The 15,768-nt window shown below is 73.3% G+C and carries 15 protein-coding genes and 3 pseudogenes; 10 read left to right on the forward strand and 8 right to left on the reverse strand.

Annotated features, from left to right (window positions below):
• The first annotated feature begins 643 nt into the window (after positions 1–643).
• A complete protein-coding gene (locus ACIP67_RS36115) occupies positions 644–823 on the forward strand; it encodes a hypothetical protein (RefSeq protein ID WP_401697581.1) in 180 nt (59 codons plus the stop codon).
• A gap of 126 nt (positions 824–949) precedes the next feature.
• On the opposite strand, the gene ACIP67_RS36120 is transcribed toward ACIP67_RS36115, so the two are convergent.
• Both ACIP67_RS36120 and ACIP67_RS36125 read right to left on the reverse strand, forming a co-directional pair.
• On the reverse strand, positions 950–1,690 hold the full coding sequence (locus ACIP67_RS36120; protein WP_401697582.1) for an SDR family NAD(P)-dependent oxidoreductase: 741 nt from the start codon (positions 1,688–1,690) through the stop codon (positions 950–952).
• 109 nt (positions 1,691–1,799) lie between these two features.
• Positions 1,800–2,915 (reverse strand): AI-2E family transporter, encoded by a 1,116-nt coding sequence (locus ACIP67_RS36125; protein WP_401697583.1) that lies wholly within the window; start codon positions 2,913–2,915, stop codon positions 1,800–1,802.
• A gap of 293 nt (positions 2,916–3,208) precedes the next feature.
• Between ACIP67_RS36125 and ACIP67_RS36130 the strand changes: the two are divergent.
• A pseudogene (locus tag ACIP67_RS36130) lies at positions 3,209–4,022 on the forward strand (nitrilase-related carbon-nitrogen hydrolase).
• On the opposite strand, the pseudogene ACIP67_RS36135 reads toward ACIP67_RS36130, so the two are convergent.
• Positions 3,999–4,223: pseudogene (locus ACIP67_RS36135) on the reverse strand (DUF4291 family protein); the annotation flags it as partial. The pseudogenes ACIP67_RS36130 and ACIP67_RS36135 sit on opposite strands and share 24 nt — an antisense overlap.
• A 297-nt stretch (positions 4,224–4,520) precedes the next feature.
• Here ACIP67_RS36135 and ACIP67_RS36140 point away from each other — a divergent pair.
• Positions 4,521–5,114, forward strand: coding sequence for a DUF4291 domain-containing protein (locus tag ACIP67_RS36140; protein WP_401697584.1), 594 nt, complete (start codon positions 4,521–4,523; stop codon positions 5,112–5,114).
• A gap of 89 nt (positions 5,115–5,203) precedes the next feature.
• On the opposite strand, the gene ACIP67_RS36145 is transcribed toward ACIP67_RS36140, so the two are convergent.
• A complete protein-coding gene (locus ACIP67_RS36145; protein WP_401697585.1) occupies positions 5,204–5,581 on the reverse strand; it encodes a winged helix-turn-helix transcriptional regulator in 378 nt (125 codons plus the stop codon).
• A gap of 94 nt (positions 5,582–5,675) precedes the next feature.
• Here ACIP67_RS36145 and ACIP67_RS36150 point away from each other — a divergent pair.
• A pseudogene (locus ACIP67_RS36150) lies at positions 5,676–6,353 on the forward strand (NADPH-dependent F420 reductase); the annotation flags it as partial.
• A gap of 789 nt (positions 6,354–7,142) precedes the next feature.
• Here ACIP67_RS36150 and ACIP67_RS36155 read toward each other — a convergent pair.
• Positions 7,143–7,976 (reverse strand): oxidoreductase, encoded by an 834-nt coding sequence (locus tag ACIP67_RS36155; RefSeq protein WP_401697587.1) that lies wholly within the window; start codon positions 7,974–7,976, stop codon positions 7,143–7,145.
• Between the two features lie 172 nt (positions 7,977–8,148).
• Between ACIP67_RS36155 and ACIP67_RS36160 the strand changes: the two genes are divergently transcribed.
• Positions 8,149–8,820: a TetR family transcriptional regulator gene (locus tag ACIP67_RS36160; RefSeq protein ID WP_401697588.1), complete on the forward strand. Its 672-nt coding sequence runs from the start codon at positions 8,149–8,151 to the stop codon at positions 8,818–8,820.
• Positions 8,821–8,897: 77 nt separating this feature from the next.
• On the opposite strand, the gene ACIP67_RS36165 is transcribed toward ACIP67_RS36160, so the two are convergent.
• On the reverse strand, positions 8,898–9,038 hold the full coding sequence (locus tag ACIP67_RS36165; protein WP_401697590.1) for a hypothetical protein: 141 nt from the start codon (positions 9,036–9,038) through the stop codon (positions 8,898–8,900).
• Between the two features lie 81 nt (positions 9,039–9,119).
• Between ACIP67_RS36165 and ACIP67_RS36170 the strand changes: the two genes are divergently transcribed.
• Both ACIP67_RS36170 and lnt read left to right on the forward strand, forming a co-directional pair.
• Positions 9,120–9,593, forward strand: a complete 474-nt coding sequence (locus ACIP67_RS36170) for a nuclear transport factor 2 family protein (RefSeq protein WP_401697592.1) — start codon at positions 9,120–9,122, stop codon at positions 9,591–9,593.
• A 361-nt stretch (positions 9,594–9,954) separates the two neighbouring features.
• The gene (lnt, locus tag ACIP67_RS36175; protein WP_401697593.1) at positions 9,955–11,520 is read left to right on the forward strand and encodes an apolipoprotein N-acyltransferase; all 1,566 of its coding nucleotides are present in this window, start codon (positions 9,955–9,957) and stop codon (positions 11,518–11,520) included.
• On the opposite strand, the gene ACIP67_RS36180 is transcribed toward lnt, so the two are convergent.
• Positions 11,438–12,349 (reverse strand): Gfo/Idh/MocA family protein, encoded by a 912-nt coding sequence (locus ACIP67_RS36180; protein ID WP_401697594.1) that lies wholly within the window; start codon positions 12,347–12,349, stop codon positions 11,438–11,440. The two genes, lnt and ACIP67_RS36180, sit on opposite strands and share 83 nt — an antisense overlap.
• Before the next feature lie 10 nt (positions 12,350–12,359).
• Positions 12,360–13,556 (reverse strand): FAD-dependent monooxygenase, encoded by a 1,197-nt coding sequence (locus tag ACIP67_RS36185; RefSeq protein ID WP_401697596.1) that lies wholly within the window; start codon positions 13,554–13,556, stop codon positions 12,360–12,362.
• A gap of 98 nt (positions 13,557–13,654) precedes the next feature.
• Here ACIP67_RS36185 and ACIP67_RS36190 point away from each other — a divergent pair, with 98 nt between their 5' ends.
• From ACIP67_RS36190 to ACIP67_RS36200, 3 genes are all read left to right on the forward strand, one after another.
• On the forward strand, positions 13,655–14,395 hold the full coding sequence (locus ACIP67_RS36190; RefSeq protein WP_401697597.1) for a TetR/AcrR family transcriptional regulator: 741 nt from the start codon (positions 13,655–13,657) through the stop codon (positions 14,393–14,395).
• A 187-nt stretch (positions 14,396–14,582) separates the two neighbouring features.
• A complete protein-coding gene (locus ACIP67_RS36195) occupies positions 14,583–15,095 on the forward strand; it encodes a DinB family protein (protein WP_401697598.1) in 513 nt (170 codons plus the stop codon).
• Between the two features lie 117 nt (positions 15,096–15,212).
• Positions 15,213–15,758, forward strand: a complete 546-nt coding sequence (locus ACIP67_RS36200; RefSeq protein WP_401697600.1) for a hypothetical protein — start codon at positions 15,213–15,215, stop codon at positions 15,756–15,758.
• Positions 15,759–15,768 lie beyond the last annotated feature (10 nt).

Below are 15,768 nucleotides of genomic sequence, written 5' to 3' on the forward strand. Positions count from 1 at the left end.
CTGGGAAACGCCGGGCTCGGTTTCCGGTCACGGGTCCGCCGGGCCCCTACGACGGTGTGACCGGCGCGCTCGACGGTTGATCGGCCGAGGCCCTACGGGGAGGTCGGCGCGCTGGACCACGGCGAGCCCCGCGACAGACTCGACGCCGCCCCCGGCTGCTCGCGCCGGGCAGGACACGGCCACGGGACCCGCCCCGGGGCCCGAACGCCCACCGCCCACGCCCACCGCCCACGCCCACCGCCACCGCCCACGGCCCACCGCCACCGCCCACCGCCCACGCCCCACGGACACCGTCCCCGCGGACCGGCCCTCAGCACGATCGGCAGCCGCCCCACCCGCCACGCCCGACGTGCCGTCGGCCCGCCGCGCGGCTTTCGACGTGCGGCCGGGCGCGACGTGCCGCCGGAAGCGCGCGGCACGCGGCACGCGGCACGCGGCACGCGGCACGCGGCACGCGGCACGCGGCACGCGGCACGCGGCACCCCGTTCGCCGTTGACGACGGGCAACGTGAGCGAGCCGTACGGAACCCGCCCGCGCACCGCCGGTCACCCGGTCGGCCGGACGACGGCGGTGACCGAACCCGTACGGTCCGCGTAGTCGGCCGGTAGCGCAGTGTCAGTGCTTGCGCCTACGCTGTGGCACATGTCCCCCACATCTTCCACCCCTGGTTCCGTGCGGTCTGCCGCCGAGCTGAACGAGCAGATCCGGGCCCTGTGGCGGCGCTCGGGCGGGTCCCTGTCGGCGCAGGAGCGGGTCGAGTACGAGCTGCTGGTGGTGGAGTGGGCGGCGGCGATCCGCGACGAGGTGGTCGAGGCGGCCTGACGCCCGCCGTCCGCCCCCGCACGCGGGACCTCTCGCCGCCCCTCCCGGACGCGCAACCTCTCGCCTCACTCCCCGGACACGGAGCCTCTCGCCTCCCTCCCCACCCATCGCCCGCCGAGGCCCGGCCTACCGACCCCCCGCCACCCGCAGCACCGCCCCCGTCGTGTACGACGCCTCGGGCGACATCAGCCACGCCACCGCCGCCGCGATCTCCTCGGCCTGGCCCGGCCGCCGCAGCGGGATGGAGGCGGCGGCCCGCCGGGGCCGGTCCGGATCGCCCATCGCGGCGTGGATCTCCGTGTCGGTCACGCCGGGCGCCACCGCGTTGACGCGGATTCCGTCGGGCCCCAGCTCCTTGGACAGGCCCACGGTGAGGGCGTCCACAGCGGCCTTGGTCGCCGCGTAGTGGACGTACTCGCCGGGACTGCCGAGTGTCGCGGCCGCCGAGGAGATGTTGACGATCACGCCGTCGCCCCGAGGCGTCATCAGCTGCGCCGCCCGCCGCGCGCACAGCAGCACGCCCAGCAGGTTGACGTCCACGACGCGGCGCAGGTCGTCGGTGCCGGCGTCGACGAGGGGCCCGAGGAGACCGGTCACGGCGGCGTTGTTCACCAGCCCCGTCACCGGCCCGAGCCGGTCCTCCGCGACCGAGAAGAGCCGTTCCACGTCGGCCTCCACCGAGGTGTCGACCCGCACCGCGACGGCGCGGACACCGGCCGCCCGCACCGCGTCGGCCACCGCCTCCGCGGCGTCGGCGTCACGGACGTACCCCACTGCCACATCGTGCCCGTCGGCCGCGAGCCGTCGGCAGACCGCGGCGCCGATCCCCCGGCTGCCGCCCGTGACGACGGTGACGAGCCGCTTCATGACCATCTCCTGCCTCCGTCGGTGATCACCGTGGCGAGCCTACGCGGCCTGGCTCCCCGCGCGGCCCGGCGCGGCGCGGAACCGGCACGGACCGGGCGGCACCTGTCCGTCAGGACGAAACGGCGGCGCCGGCAGGCGACCCGTCGGCGTCCAGGTCCCGCGGCGGGTCGCCGAGTTGCTCGCGCACGTGGTTCCAGACCACGGCGATCACCGCGGCGACCGGCACGGCGAGCAGGCTGCCCACGATGCCGGCGAGGCTGCCGCCCAGCGTCACCGCCAGGAGGACGACCGCGGCGTGCAGGCCGAGGCCCCGGCTCTGGATCATCGGCTGGAACACGTTGCCCTCGAGCTGCTGCACCACCACGATGACGGCCAGCACGATCAGCGCGTCGGTCAGGCCGTTCGACACCAGGGCGATGAGCACCGCGACGAAACCGGCGAACAGGGCGCCCACGATCGGCACGAACGCGGAGACGAAGGTCAGCACCGCCAGCGGCAGCACCAGCGGCACGTCCAGGACCCACAGGCCGAGGCCGATCAGGACGGCGTCGAGCAGGCCGACGACCGCCTGGGACCGCACGAACGCGCCCAGGGTCTCCCAGCTGCGCTCGGCCACGGCCGGGACGTCGGTGGCGAGACGGCCGGGCAGCTGCCGGGACAGCCACGGCAGGAACCGCGGCCCGTCCTTGAGGAAGAAGAACATCAGGAACACCGCCAGGACGGCGGTGACCACACCGTTGACCACGGTGCTCACCCCGGTGACGACCGTGGTGACCATGCTGCCGAGGCCGTCCTGGGCGCGGGCGACCCCGGAGTCGAAGGCCTTCGTGATCTGGTCGTCGCCGATGTTCAACGGCGGCCCGGCGGCCCACTCGCGCAGTCTCTGCAGGCCTTCGACCACGCCGTCGGTCAGCTCCCCGGACTGGGACGCCACCGGGACGGCGATCAGCGCCATGACGCCGACGGCGACCAGCAGGAACAGCACGGTCACCGCCGACGCGGCCACGGCGGGAGGCCACCCGTGACGCCGCAGGAAACGCGCCAGGGGCCAGGTCAGCGTCGTGATGAGCAGGCCGACGACGAGCGGCCAGACCACCGACCACATCCGGCCCAGGACCCACAGGGCCACGGCGAGCATGACGAGCAGCAACAGCAGGTCGACGGATATGCGCGCGGACGTGCGGAGCGCGGCGCGGGTCCTCTCGGGACTCAACGGGGCAGGCATGGGTGCCACCCTATGCGGCCTCCCGGCACAGGTGGATCAGCGCGTCCGCAGGGGCCGGGCGGGGCTGTTTCCGGCGACAACGGCGCGGTGGGGCGTTGGAGTTGGCCGGCGCGTACGTGGGCGCGGCTCTCCGGCATCGCGTCGCCGCACCGCTTCCTTCGCCACCGGACATGGATCTGCTGTCCGAGACCGCCCCGCCTGCCACGGGAAGCGAGATACGCGCGCCGCTGCCTACGCTCGTGAGGGAACAGGTTCCCCTGGACCGTGCGGACGCGGTCACGGAGGTGAGCGCCGTGCGTGCCTCGCTGATACAACTGTCGGTCGACGCGTCGGACTCCGTCGACGAGCGCCGTCGCAGGGCGGCTGCGCTGGTCCGCGGCCGGGCGGGTGACGATCTCGTGGTCCTGCCGGAGCTGTGGACGGCCGGAGCTGTGGACGGCCGGAGCGTGGTCGTACGACAGCTGGGGGCGCGATGCCGAAGGGGCCGACGGGCCCACCGCCGAGGTCATGTCCGCCGCCGCCCGTCAGGCCGGAGCCTGGCTCCATGCCGGATCGATCGTCGAGCGGGACGGGGACGGGACGCTGTACAACACCGCTCTCCTCTTCGACCGGGACGGCGAACTGCGCGCCCGCTATCGCAAGATCCACCGATACGGCTTCGACACCGGCGAGGCGACCCTGATGGGCGGCGGCGTCGACATCGTCACCACGCCCACCGACTTCGGTGTCATCGGCCTTGCCGTCTGCTACGACCTCCGCTTCCCCGAACTCTTCCGGGGTCTGCTCGACGCGGGCGCGGAACTGATCGCGGTGCCGGCCGCGTGGCCCGCCGCCCGGCTCGCCCATTGGCGGCTCCTCACCCGTACGAGGGCCCTGGAGGAGCAGGTCTTCCTCCTGGCCTGTTGCGCGACGGGCACCCACGACGGTGTGCGTCAGGCCGGGCACAGTGTGGTCGTCGACCCCTGGGGAACCGTCCTGGGCGAGGCCCGCACCGCGGAGGAGACGGTGACGGTGGAGGTCGACATGAAGGAAGTCACCCGGATCCGCTCCGAACTCCCCGTACTGCGCGATCGCGTCCTGTCCATCAGAGCCCCCGGGGGGCGGTGACCCCGCCGGCGCGCACTCCCCCGTCGCGGAGCGCAGGTCCCCCTCGCTGACGAGGGCTTGGACCTCCTGGGCGAGGGAGGTGACGTCGCGGATGCCGGCCGTCCACGCGTCCGCGTCACGTCGTGCGGCCTCACCGGAGAGGCCGAGTTGCAGGGCCCGGTACGGCAGGGGTCGGAGGCACAGGTCCCGCTCCGGGTCCCACCAGGGCTACACGGGCGGACTGGAGGAACTCGTTCAGGATTTCGGCATCGAGGTGGAGTAGCTCCCTCTGGGGCCAGAGCTGCTGCGCTGGATGAGGGCTGTGAACCCGGCTCGATGACCCATGTCAAGCCGCGTTCATGGACCTTTGCACGTATCCGGGGCCCCTGACCGGCCACACGCAGCGGATGCCCAGCGCATGCCCTGGTGGGAACGGACCGGGGGCGTCCTGCTCCGCCGCAGCGAGCCGCGGTCGAAAATCGGTGGCCACCAGAGCTGGACGATCCCACGCTGTACGCCATGGAAGAACCGCACCGTGAAATCCGTGCGCTCCACACGGCATCCACGATCACCGTCTACCAGGCCTACGCCCCTGACATCGGAGTGACCGCCGTCCGCGACGGCCGCTTTCCCTCCACGTGGCTGCGGAATCGCATGACGTGGATCAAACCCAGCTTCCTGTGGATGATGTACCGCTCCAACTGGGGCACCAGCCCCGGGCAGGAGACCGTTCTTGCCGTCGAGATCGCTCGCGTCGGCTTCGACTGGGCACTGCGCCACGCCTGCCTGTCGAGCTATGTTCGCGGCCTGCATCCCGATCGTGGCACCTGGCAGCGTGAACTCAAGCGCGCACCGGCCCGTGTCCAGTGGGATCCCGAACGCGACCTGAACCTGCGTCCCCTGCCGCACCGTTCGCTGCAACTCGGACTCTCGGGCGAGGCATCGTCGCGCTACGCGGACGAGTGGATCGTGTCCATCAGCGACGTGACTCCACTCGCCCGAGAAATCCGCACACTCGTCAATCACGGCGATCCGGACTCCGCGGCACGGCTGCTTCCCCAGGAACAGCGATACCCCGCCGGTGACGAACTGCTCGCCCACCTGCGGCCCTGACCAGCAACACGCCGGCAGCCGTTCACGGTCAGGCCGGCACCATGGATGAAGTCCACGAAAGCGGCCTGATGATCCACGTCGAGCCTCGCTCAGCAACCTCTCGCGGTACTGCTCTCCTGGGCTTCAAGAAGTTCGTCACCGTGCTCGATCGCCCAGCGTCCGAGCGCCATCATCGGGCCCTCGACCAGGCTCTGCCCCAAGTCGGTCAGGGCGTAGTCGACGCGTGGCGGTGCTTCGGCACGGGGATGGCGCTCGATCAGCCCGCTCGCGAGCAGGCGGTGCAAGGAGTCGGTCAGCACCTTGTCGCTGATGCCGCCGATCGCGACGTGCAACGCGCGGCGTCGGCGGGGTCCCGGGCGAAGCGCCGCCAGTACAACGGGATCCCAGGTATGGGCGAAGAGATCGGTGGCCGCGCGCAAACGGCAATCGGCGACCGACTCATAGCAGTGGGCGTCGTGATCAGTCATCTCACCGTCCATCATCCCGCGCCGGTCACGCACTGATCGGTGCGTAACGCCTTCCCTACCGTGACCACCGGACCGACCACTAGGGGAGAGGCACAGACAGATGCGCATCGGGATCCTGGGAACAGGGGCACTGGCCGCGGCCCTGGGCGAGGGCTGGGCACGTGCGGGACATGAGGTGGTGATCGGCGGACGGTCACAGGTCAAGGCCGAGAAGCTCGCTGAACGGCTGGGCCACGGCGTGCTCGCTGTCGCACCGCGTGAGGCGGTCACCGAGCGCGATGCGGTGCTCCTCGCCGTGTCCTGGGACGGTGTCGAAGAGATGCTGGAAAGGGTGGGCGCGTCCGACGGCGTGCTCCGAGGGATGCCGTTGATCGATCCCACGAACGCCGTCACCCATGGCGTCGGCACTCTGCTCACCGAACACGGCGAGGCGATGGCGGGGCGCATCGCCGGACTTGCTCCGGGAGCCCGGGTCGTGAAGGCGTTCCATCTCTTTCCCGCTGCCCAGTGGAGGAGCCCGACCGGTGGTGGCCGGCCATGTGCGACGGTGGCGATGTGCGGCGACGATGCGACCGCCCTGCACGTAGTCGGTGAACTGGTCCGTGACGTCGGCGGAGTCCCGGCGACTTTGGGGACGCTGGATCGCGTCCGCCAGTTGGAGGAGGTGGCGGGTTTCGTGATCGGCTTGGCCTTCGCAGGCTTCGACCCTCGCTCCGCCGTCCCTCACGTCCCCTCGGACGACTGGCGCGCCGGCTCACAGGGGCAGGCCTGACTCTCACCCGCTCGATGATCCCCCACGACAGGCTCTGCACGCGGTTCGTTGAGATCCATGCCAAGCCGCGTGCTCCATCGACCGACGATCGTGACCGGCAGCCCGGCCGCACGGCGGCTCTGTGGATACGCAGCGGGGAGCGGCGAGCAGGGCGCGCAGCGGAGCGGTGTCGGGCGTGTCGCCGACGGCCGCGTCGATGGCGTCGTCCATGCCCTTCTGTCGCGAGCCTGCTCGCCGGCCGTGGTGTGCGCCGGCGCGGGCGGCCTCGGCCGGGCCCTCACATGGTCCGGTCGCGTCGAGCCTCACATGGTCCGGTCGCGGCCGGGGGCTCGACGCGACCGTCGTGGCACCCCGTTTCGCGACCGCGGCCGAGCTTGATCGCAACCACGCGTCGGGCATCGGGATGAAACTGGTGGACGACGATGACGAGATGGGAGCTGGTCGCCGACGGCGCCGTCCTGGTCCAGGAGGGGGCGTGCACCGCCGGTACGGCGATGCTCCTCGACCCCGCCGGCCTTGTGGTCGAACCGTCGGCCGCGCTCGGCAGCGCGGCGCTCCCGGAAGATGCTGGTGTGGACATACAGGCAGCGTGCGGGCGGCTCGATGCGCCTGCGTCGACCTGGCCGAGCACGGCGTGGGGTGGCGTGAGGAGTGTGTCCGTCCGAAGTCTCCGGGTGGGCAGCCGGTCGGCATAGCGGCAGAGTCCGGGCAGAGGACGGCACGGACGGGGTCTGAGGGCGAGGATCGACGGGGCTGGACGACAGGGGACCTTTCCTCGTGGGCCGGGGATCAGGCCGGTACGCCGGCGCCTCGCTTGATGAGGGTGTCGAAGGCGCGGGCGGGCAGGAGCCGACTGAGCAGGATCAGAGGGCGGGCGCCGAAGCCGACGCGGTAGCGGATGCGCGGGCGGCGGGTCGTGGCGGCCTTGGTCACCGCGTCCGCGATCACGGAAGGGGGAGAGGTCATCCGGGCCCCCTGCGTGCTGCTTTCCAGGGACTTCGCCATGGCCTCGGCCTGTTCGGCGTAGGGGCCGCGACCTGAGATGGTGCGCAGCTTGCCGGCCGCGATCCCGCCCCACTCGGTACGGATCGAGCCGGGCTCGATGAGGACGACGTCGATGTGGAACCGCTTCAGTTCGAGCCGGAGCGCGTCGCTGAGCCCTTCCACGGCGAACTTGCTGGCGTGGTACCAGGCGCCCATCGGGGTGGCGAAGCGCCCGCCCATGGAGCTGATGTTGACGATCGTGCCGCTGCGCTGGGCGCGCATGTGGGGCAGCACGAGCTGGGTGAGGCGGGCCAGGCCGAAGAGGTTGACGTCGATCTGGGCACGGGCCTCGTCCAGGGGGACGTCCTCCAGAGCTCCGTAGGAGCCGTATCCGGCGTTGTTGACCAGGACGTCGATACGCCCCTCGTCTTCGATGATCCTGCCGATCGCGTGCTTCGCCGACGTGCCGTCGGTGACGTCCAGGGCCAGCGTGCGTACGCCTGCGGCGGCGAGCGCGCCCATGCGGTCGACGCGCCGCGCGGCGCCGTAGACGGTGAATCCGGCCTTCTGCAACCGGAGTGCGGTGGACTCACCGATACCGGAGGAGGCTCCTGTGACCAGTGCAACCTTGTTCGACATGAGAGTTCCCTTGTTCGCGTCGCGTGGATTCGCCAGGGCTGCTGCATACCGACACACGCAGGCCCACGGCCGGGTAGGGCTCGGCACTGCCACAAACATAAGAGACCGGCGGTCTACACACAAGAGGACGGCGGTCTGTAATCAAGAGACTGCCAGTCTGTAGACTCCGGACATGGCCACCTTCCAGCGGGCGAGGAGCGAGGAACAACGCTCGGCGCGAAGGCAGAGCATCCTGCGGACCGCCGCAGCGATGCTCGCCGAGATGCCGGTCTCCGCGATGAGCCTCAATGAGCTGAGCCGCCGCGTCGGGCTCGCCAAGTCCAACGTGCTGCGCTACTTCGAAACACGTGAAGCCGTGCTGCTCGACCTGCTCGACCAGAGCGCCCGTGACATGCTGGCGGAAGAGGGCGAACAGCTCCGCTCACTGGTCGACGCGCGCGATCCTCTGGACGCCAGGATCGAAGCCGCGGCATCCGGACTGACCGCATCCTTCGCCGCCCGACCGATGCTGTGTGAACTGCTCAGTGCGCAGGCCGGCGTACTGGAGCACAACATCTCCATCGAGGTCGCGACCCGATACAAGGAAGGCGCCCGCGACAGCCTGCGGGGACTGGCCGAGTTGCTGCGGCACCTCTTCCCCGAGCTCGATCGACCGCGTTCCGAACAGGGCGCCAACCTGATCATCGTCTTGATCTGCGGTCTGTGGACCCACACCCACCCCGCACCCGCGGTGCGCGCCGTCTATGACGCCGACCCGAGCTTCGCGTTCATGGACTCGGCCTTCCCGGACGCCCTGCATCAGGCGTTGACCGTACTGCTCACGGGTCTCCTCGTCCGTAGCTGACACAGCAGCGGGGAGCGGGCACGGATGTCCGGGGCACGCCGTGCCGGGCTCCGTCGGATCACCACGTCGCCTGGGACTCACGCCGGATCCGGCAGGTCCATCAGCGCGAGCACGGCCGGGTCGATCACGATCGTGATGTGGGTGATCCGGCCGTCGGCGACGGTGAACGCGACGACCGAGAGCGGGGTGCCACCGGCACCCGAGGGGTGCCGCCCCACGGACCGGGATGCCGCGGGTCCGTGCGCGCCGGTCGTCGCACGCCTCTTGGCTGGGCCCGGCCCATGCCCAACACTCGGGCCATGACGCAGCGTGCGGAGCTCGCCACCGTGATGGACCGGCTGGCCGTCGACGAGCTGGTCACCGACTACGCGGTGGCCGTCGAGGACGGGGACTGGTCGGCGTACCGGGAGCTGTTCGCGCCGGACGGGCGGGCCGACTACCGGTCCGCGGGCGGGCCCGAGGGGCCCGTCGGGCCGGTCGCCCAGTGGCTCGCGGAGAGTCTGGGGGTGTTCCCGGTGCGCCAGCACCTGGTCGTGAACCGCCGCCTCCGCTTCGGGGTCCTGGAACGCGACCGGGGTGACACCGCCCGGCTGCGGGCCGACTACGTCTCCGCGTTGCGGCTCGCCGGCGACGGCTCCTCGGCCGCGCCCGACGTCGTCCGCGGCGGCCGGTACGCCTTCGGCCTGCTGCGCACGGACGACGGCTGGCGGGTGCGGGAGGTGGTCGCCCGGGAGATGTGGTGCCGGCCTCGTGGCGGGGACAGCGTCCCCTGACGGGCGGCAGGCCTGCGGTCCGTCGCCGCGTCCCGTGCCCTCTCCCTTCCTCCCGCCCCAAGGCCATCCGACCCCTCCTCCCGCCTCCAAGGCCATCTGACCCCTCCTCCCGCTCCACGCTCCCGAGGCCGTCCGGCCCTGCCTCCCGCCCGCGGGGCCATCCGGCCCCTCCTCCCGCCGCGCGGCCGTCCGGCCCTGCCTCTGCCCGCGCGGCCGTCCGGCCCTGCCTCTGCCCGCGCGGCCGTCCGGCCCCTCCTCCCGCCGCGCGGCCGTCCGTCCCTGCCTCCCGCCGCGAGGCCATCTGGCCGGAGATCACCGCGGGTGCGCACACTGGAGCCACCAGCGGGTAGGGAGGTGCCGTATGAAGACGTTCGGTCTCCTGCTCACCTCTCCGTGGCGACGGTCGGCCGTCGTGGCGCTGGCCGGCGCGCTGCCCGTGCCGGCGTTCCCGGCGCCGGCCCTGTGGTGGTGGGCGTTCCTCGCGCTGGTGCCCTGGATCCTGCTCGTGCGCTCCGCGCCGACGGGACGGCGGGCGGTGTACGACGGCTGGAGCGGCGGGTTCGGTTTCATGCTGGCCATGCATCTGTGGCTGCTGCCGTTCCTGCACGTGTTCACCCTGGTGATCGCCGCGCTGCTGGGCGCGCTGTGGGGGCCGTGGGGCTGGCTGGTGCGCCGGTTCCTGGCGGGGGTGCCCGCGCGGGGGCGGGTCGTCGCCGCGCTCGTCGTGCTGCCCTCGGGCTGGCTGGCCGTGGAACTCGTCCGTAGCTGGGAGGGCCTCGGCGGGCCGTGGGGCGTGCTCGGCGCCAGTCAGTGGCAGGTGGAACCGGCGTTGCGGCTGGCGTCCGTCGGCGGGGTGTGGCTGCTCAGCTTCCTGGTGGTGGCCGTGAACGTGGCGGTCGCCGTGCTCGTCGCCGTCCCGGCGCACCGGGTGCCGGCCGTCGCGGGGCTGGTGGCCACCGCGGCCGCGGCCTGCACCGCGTGGGTGTGGTCGCCGCGTCCGGAGGTGACGGGGCAGGCCCGGATCGCGGTCGTGCAGCCGGGCGTCGTCGAGGGGCCCGAGCGCCGCTTCGACCGGCAGGAACAGCTGACGCGCCGGCTCGCCGGGCAGGACGTCGACCTGATCGTCTGGGGCGAGAGCGGTGTCGGGTACGACCTGGACGACCGGCCCGACCTGGCGCGGCGGCTGGCGGAGCTGTCCCGGGCGACCGGCGCCGGCATCCTGGTCAACGTGGACGCCCGGCGTTCCGACCGGCCCGGCATCTACAAGAGCTCGATCCTGATCGGACCGGACGGCGCGACCGGCGACCGGTACGACAAGATGCGTCTGGTGCCGTTCGGCGAGTACGTCCCGGCCCGTTCGCTGCTCGGCTGGGCGACCTCGGTCGGCAAGGCGGCCGGCGAGGACCGCCGGCGCGGTGGCGGGCAGGTCGTGATGGACGTCGGGGCGGGGCTGCGGATCGGCCCGATGGTGTGCTTCGAGACCGCGTTCCCCGACATGAGCCGGCATCTGGCGGCGGACGGCGCGGACGTGCTGGTCGCGCAGTCGTCGACGTCGACGTTCCAGCGGAGCTGGGCGCCCGCGCAGCACGCCTCGCTCGGCGCCCTGCGCGCCGCGGAGACGGGCCGGCCGTTCGTCCACACGACGCTGACGGGCGTCTCCGCGGTGTACGACGCGAGCGGCCGGCGGCTGGGCCCGGTGCTGGGGACGGACGCGAGCACCGCGGCCGTCCGCGAGGTGCCGCTCACCGGGGGCACCACCCCGTACGTCCGCTTCGGCGACTGGCCGGCCCACGCGGCGCTGCTGGTCCTGGCGGCCGTGTGCCTGGCGGAGGGGGCGCGGACGGTCAGGACGCGGCGGAGCGCTCCGCCACCGCCCGGACCACCCGCTCGCACAGTTCGTGCGTCGCCAGCGCGTCCCGCGCGCTGAGCACCTTGCCCGCGCGCACGGCGTCCAGGAAGGTCAGGACGGCCTGTTCGATGCCGCGCTGGCGGGCCACCGGCACCCAGTCGCCGCGCCGCCGCACGGTCGGCTGGCCCTTGTGGTCGACGACCTCGGCGAGGTTGACGACCTGCCGCTTGGTGTCCTGCCCGGAGACCTCGAGGATCTCCTCGTTCGAGCCGCTGAGGCGGTTCATGACGCCGAGCGCGGTGAAGCCGTCCCCGGCGAGCTGGAGGACGACGTGGTGCAGCAGCCCGTCCACGACCCGGGCCCGCACGGTCACGTCGTCCACCGGGCCCGGCGCGAGGAACCGCAGGGTGTCCACGACGTGGATGAAGTCGTCGAGGATCATCGTGCGGGGCTGTTCGGGCAGCCCTATCCGGTTCTTCTGCATCAGGATCAGCTCGCGCGGATGGTCGGCGCACTGCGCGTAGCCGGGGGCGTGGCGCCGGTTGAAGCCGACGGCGAGGCTCGTCCCGCGTTCCTCCGCGAGCGCCACCAGCCGCTCGGAGTCGGCGAGTTCGTACGCCAGCGGCTTGTCGACGTACGTGGGGACGCCCGCCTCCAGCAGCCGGGTGACGATCTCGGGGTGGACGTCGGTGGGGGCGTGCACGAACGCGGCGTCCAGGCCCTGGGCGAGCAGCGCGTCGAGGTCCCGGTGCCGCTGCCCGGCGGGCACCCGGAGCGTGTCGGCGACCCGGTCCAGGGTGGCCGGTGTGCGGGTGTGCAGGTGCAGTTCGAGACCGGGCAGCGCGCCGAGCACCGGCAGGTACGCCTTCCGCGCGATGTCGCCGAGTCCGATGCAGCCGACCTTCACGGGGGCTCCTTCACTGCTGGTCCGCGCTGTGCGTGTCCATGTCCGCCTGGACGGCAGCATACGGGGACCGCGGCGGCCGCCAGTCGGCGATCCCGTCGAAGCCGCGCAGGAAGAGGGCGGGCCCGAACGCCGACAGCGCGGCCACCGCGGTGTCGCGTACGGCGACGGCGACGGGGTGGGCGGCCATGCTGAGCCGGGCCGTGCGCAGCGCCTGCCGGGTGACGGCCGTCGTACGGGGCAGCCGGGCGGCCGTGTAGGCGGGAAGGTCGGCGCAGTGGTGGGCGAGGACGACCGCGTCCTCGACCGCCTGGTTGCCGCCTTGGCCGAGGGAGGGCGGCATCGCGTGCGCGGCGTCGCCGACGAGGGCGACACGGCCGCGGTGGAAGGCGGGCAGCGGCTCGTCCAGGTGGTGGACGTCGTGCCGCAGGACGTCCTCGGGGCGGGTGGCGGCGAGGATGTCGGGGACGGGGTGGTGCCAGTCGCCGTAGCGGCGCAGCAGTTCGGCCCGTTCGTCGGGGGCGCGCTCCCCGGCCGGGGCGGTGGCGGCGGCGTACGCGTACACCCGGCCGTCCTGGAGCGGGTGGGATCCCCACAGGCTGCCCCGGCCCCAGGTCTCGTGGGAGGCGAACTCGACGCCGGGCAGCGGGATCACGATCCGCCAGGTGGTGAAGCCGGTGTACACCGGGCCGGGGTGGTCGGGGAAGAGGGTCCGGCGTACGGCGGAGTGGATGCCGTCGGCGGCGACCACCAGGTCGGCCTCCAGTTCGCCGTCGGGCGTGGTCACACGCGCCGGGCGGCCGGTGCCGCCCGGGTCGGCGAGGCCGGCGGGTGTGCCGGTGCGGACGGCGTCGGGCGGGAGCAGTGCGGCGAGGGTGTCCACGAGGGTGGCCCGGTGCAGCAGGACCAGGGGGCCGCCGAAGCGGGCGGCCACCGCGTCCGCGCTGGTGCGGGAGAGCCAGCGGCCGCGCGGGGTGCGCAGGCCGCCGTCGCCCTGCCAGGCGGCGAGGTCGCGGACGCGGTCGCCGACGCCGAGGACGTCGAGGGCGCGCAGCGCGTTGGGGGCCAGGGAGATGGCGGCGCCGACGGGGGCCAGGGACGGGGCCCGCTCCAGGACGGTGACCCGCAGGCCGCGTCGGTGCAGGGCCGCGGCGGCGGTGAGGCCGCCGATCCCTCCCCCGACGACGACCGCGTGCGGCGACTGTGCCATGGCTCCTCCTCGGGTCGGACACCCCACCTCACTACACCTGTAGTGAGGTGATGGATGTGACGATACTACGGGTGTAGTGCGGACGGTAGGTTGGTCCCATGCCCCTGCCAGCCTCCGCCGCCTCCGGCACGCCCGCCTCCCGGACTCCGTCCGCTCCCTCCGACACGCCTGCCTCCCGGACCCCGTCCACTCCCTCCGACAGGCCTGCCTCCCGCGGCCCGTCCACTCCCTCCGGCTCGCCCGCTTCCCGCGACTCGTCCCCCTCCCCCGGCTCCCGCGCCGAACTGGTCGCCGACACCGCGCTCGCCCTGCTCGCCGAGCGGGGCATGCGCGGGCTGACGCACCGGGCGGTGGACGAGGCCGGCGGGCTGCCTCAGGGGTCCACCTCCAATCTCGCCCGCACCCGGCAGGCACTGCTCGGACTCGCCGTGCGGCGGCTCGCCGAGCGGGAGGCCCGGGTGCTGGCACTGGAGGAGATGCCGGATCCGCGCGGTGGCCGCGGCGCGCTGACCGAGGCCCTGGCCCTGGCGGTCCACCGCTCCCTGTCCCACCACCGCGACCTGCTCGTCGCCCGCTACGAACTGGCCCTGGAGGCCACCCGCCGCCCCGAACTGCGGACCTTCTACGACGCGGCCGGCGCCGTCTTCCGCGACCGGCTCACCGCCCTGCTCACCGCCGCGGGCTCCGCCGACCCCGCCCGGCACGTGCTGTCCCTGGTCGCCTGGGCGGACGGGCTGATGTTCTCCTGCGTGGCCGGCTCCTTCGGCGGGCGGACGCCGAGCCCGGACGAGGTGCGGGCGGGGGCTCGGGAGCTGCTCGACGGCATGCTCGGCGGCTGACGGCGGCCCCACAGGCGGCGCCCCCGGCGGGCCCAGCGGCCGACAGTGGGGTCAGCAGCCACCGGAAGGCCCAGCGGCCGACAGTGGGCCCAGCAGCCGACAGTGGGCCCAGCGGCTGCCGGCCCGCCGGCGCCTTGCCGCGAAAAAAGGCGTGGTGGCCACGGGCCCGTTGGGAAACGATGCGGGCATGACGACACAGCGAAGCGAACCGGCGGGCGACGCCGACGAGCGCACCATGCTGGAGGGGTGGCTGGAGTACCACCGGCAGACCCTGGCGTGGAAGTGCGAGGGCCTCACCGACGCCCAGCTCCGCACCGCCTCGGCACCGCCGTCCGAGCTGTCCCTGATGGGGCTGGTGCGGCACATGGCGGAGGTGGAGCGCGGCTGGTTCCGTGCGGTCCTCATGGGCGAGGACGCGGGGCCGATCTACTTCAGCGAGGAGGACCCCGACGGGGAGTTCCACCTCACCGAGGAGGACACCTGGCGGGAGGCGCACGCCACCTGGCAGGACGAGATCGGCGTCGCCCGGCGCAACGCGGCCGGACACGGGCTCGACGAGCCGTCCCGGGGCGTCCGCGCCTCCACGGGGAAGCCGTACAGCCTGCGCTGGATCTACACGCACATGATCGAGGAGTACGCCCGGCACAACGGCCACGCCGACCTGCTCCGTGAACGCGTCGACGGCGTCACCGGGGAGTGACACGGCGTCAGCGCGAGAGGGCGGCCGTCCCCCTCGGGGGGTGGTGGATCACCCGTGTGGGCCACTGCTCGCCCGACCGCCGTGCCTGTACGGGCCGGACCCAGCAGAGTGGCGCGGGTGCATCGAACGACGTCGACCACCGCGACGCTCCTGGTGACCGTGGCCGTCTCGGCCCTGACCGGATGCGTGACCCTCCAGCACCCGCCGGCGCCGGGCCCGCCCGCGGTCCCCGCCTCGCCCTCCGCGCCCGCGACCGTGCCGCTGCCCCGGCCGGACGGCCGGGCCGGGACCCGGGTCGCCCAGGCACCGGCCCTGGAGGCACTGGAGCGGGTGGGCACGCGGCGTGCGCCGGAGCCGTCCGCGCCCCCACGGGCGCGGCGGGCCACCCCACCGGCACCGGCCGCGTCGACACCGGCCGCCGCGCAGCCGGCGCCCCGCACCGCCCCGCAGCCGCTTCCCCGCACCGTCCCTCCGCCGCATCCCCGCACCCGGCCGGCACGGCCCGAACGGCCGGAACCCGCGCGCCCGGCGTCACCGCGCGGAGAGGTCTCCGACGGACGGGAGGAGGTCGAGAGGAACACCGACGTGTGCGCTCTCGGCAGACGGTACGGAGGCTGGCGTTCGGACAGCCCGGAGGCGGTGATCTGCGAGCAGGCGTACTGACGGCACGGCG

Origin of the sequence: Streptomyces sp. NPDC088812, assembly GCF_044750285.1 — a bacterium.
GTDB lineage: Bacteria > Actinomycetota > Actinomycetes > Streptomycetales > Streptomycetaceae > Streptomyces.

Bases quoted from the DNA above. Each gene is read 5' to 3' on its own strand.
- ACIP67_RS36115 (WP_401697581.1), top strand. From the start codon at position 644: ATGTCCCCCACATCTTCCACCCCTGGTTCCGTGCGGTCTGCCGCCGAG.
- ACIP67_RS36120 (WP_401697582.1), bottom strand. From the start codon at position 1,690: ATGAAGCGGCTCGTCACCGTCGTCACGGGCGGCAGCCGGGGGATCGGC.
- ACIP67_RS36125 (WP_401697583.1), bottom strand. From the start codon at position 2,915: ATGCCTGCCCCGTTGAGTCCCGAGAGGACCCGCGCCGCGCTCCGCACG.
- ACIP67_RS36140 (WP_401697584.1), top strand. From the start codon at position 4,521: ATGGAAGAACCGCACCGTGAAATCCGTGCGCTCCACACGGCATCCACG.
- ACIP67_RS36145 (WP_401697585.1), bottom strand. From the start codon at position 5,581: ATGACTGATCACGACGCCCACTGCTATGAGTCGGTCGCCGATTGCCGT.
- ACIP67_RS36155 (WP_401697587.1), bottom strand. From the start codon at position 7,976: ATGTCGAACAAGGTTGCACTGGTCACAGGAGCCTCCTCCGGTATCGGT.
- ACIP67_RS36160 (WP_401697588.1), top strand. From the start codon at position 8,149: ATGGCCACCTTCCAGCGGGCGAGGAGCGAGGAACAACGCTCGGCGCGA.
- ACIP67_RS36170 (WP_401697592.1), top strand. From the start codon at position 9,120: ATGACGCAGCGTGCGGAGCTCGCCACCGTGATGGACCGGCTGGCCGTC.
- lnt (WP_401697593.1), top strand. From the start codon at position 9,955: ATGAAGACGTTCGGTCTCCTGCTCACCTCTCCGTGGCGACGGTCGGCC.
- ACIP67_RS36185 (WP_401697596.1), bottom strand. From the start codon at position 13,556: ATGGCACAGTCGCCGCACGCGGTCGTCGTCGGGGGAGGGATCGGCGGC.
- ACIP67_RS36190 (WP_401697597.1), top strand. From the start codon at position 13,655: ATGCCCCTGCCAGCCTCCGCCGCCTCCGGCACGCCCGCCTCCCGGACT.
- ACIP67_RS36195 (WP_401697598.1), top strand. From the start codon at position 14,583: ATGACGACACAGCGAAGCGAACCGGCGGGCGACGCCGACGAGCGCACC.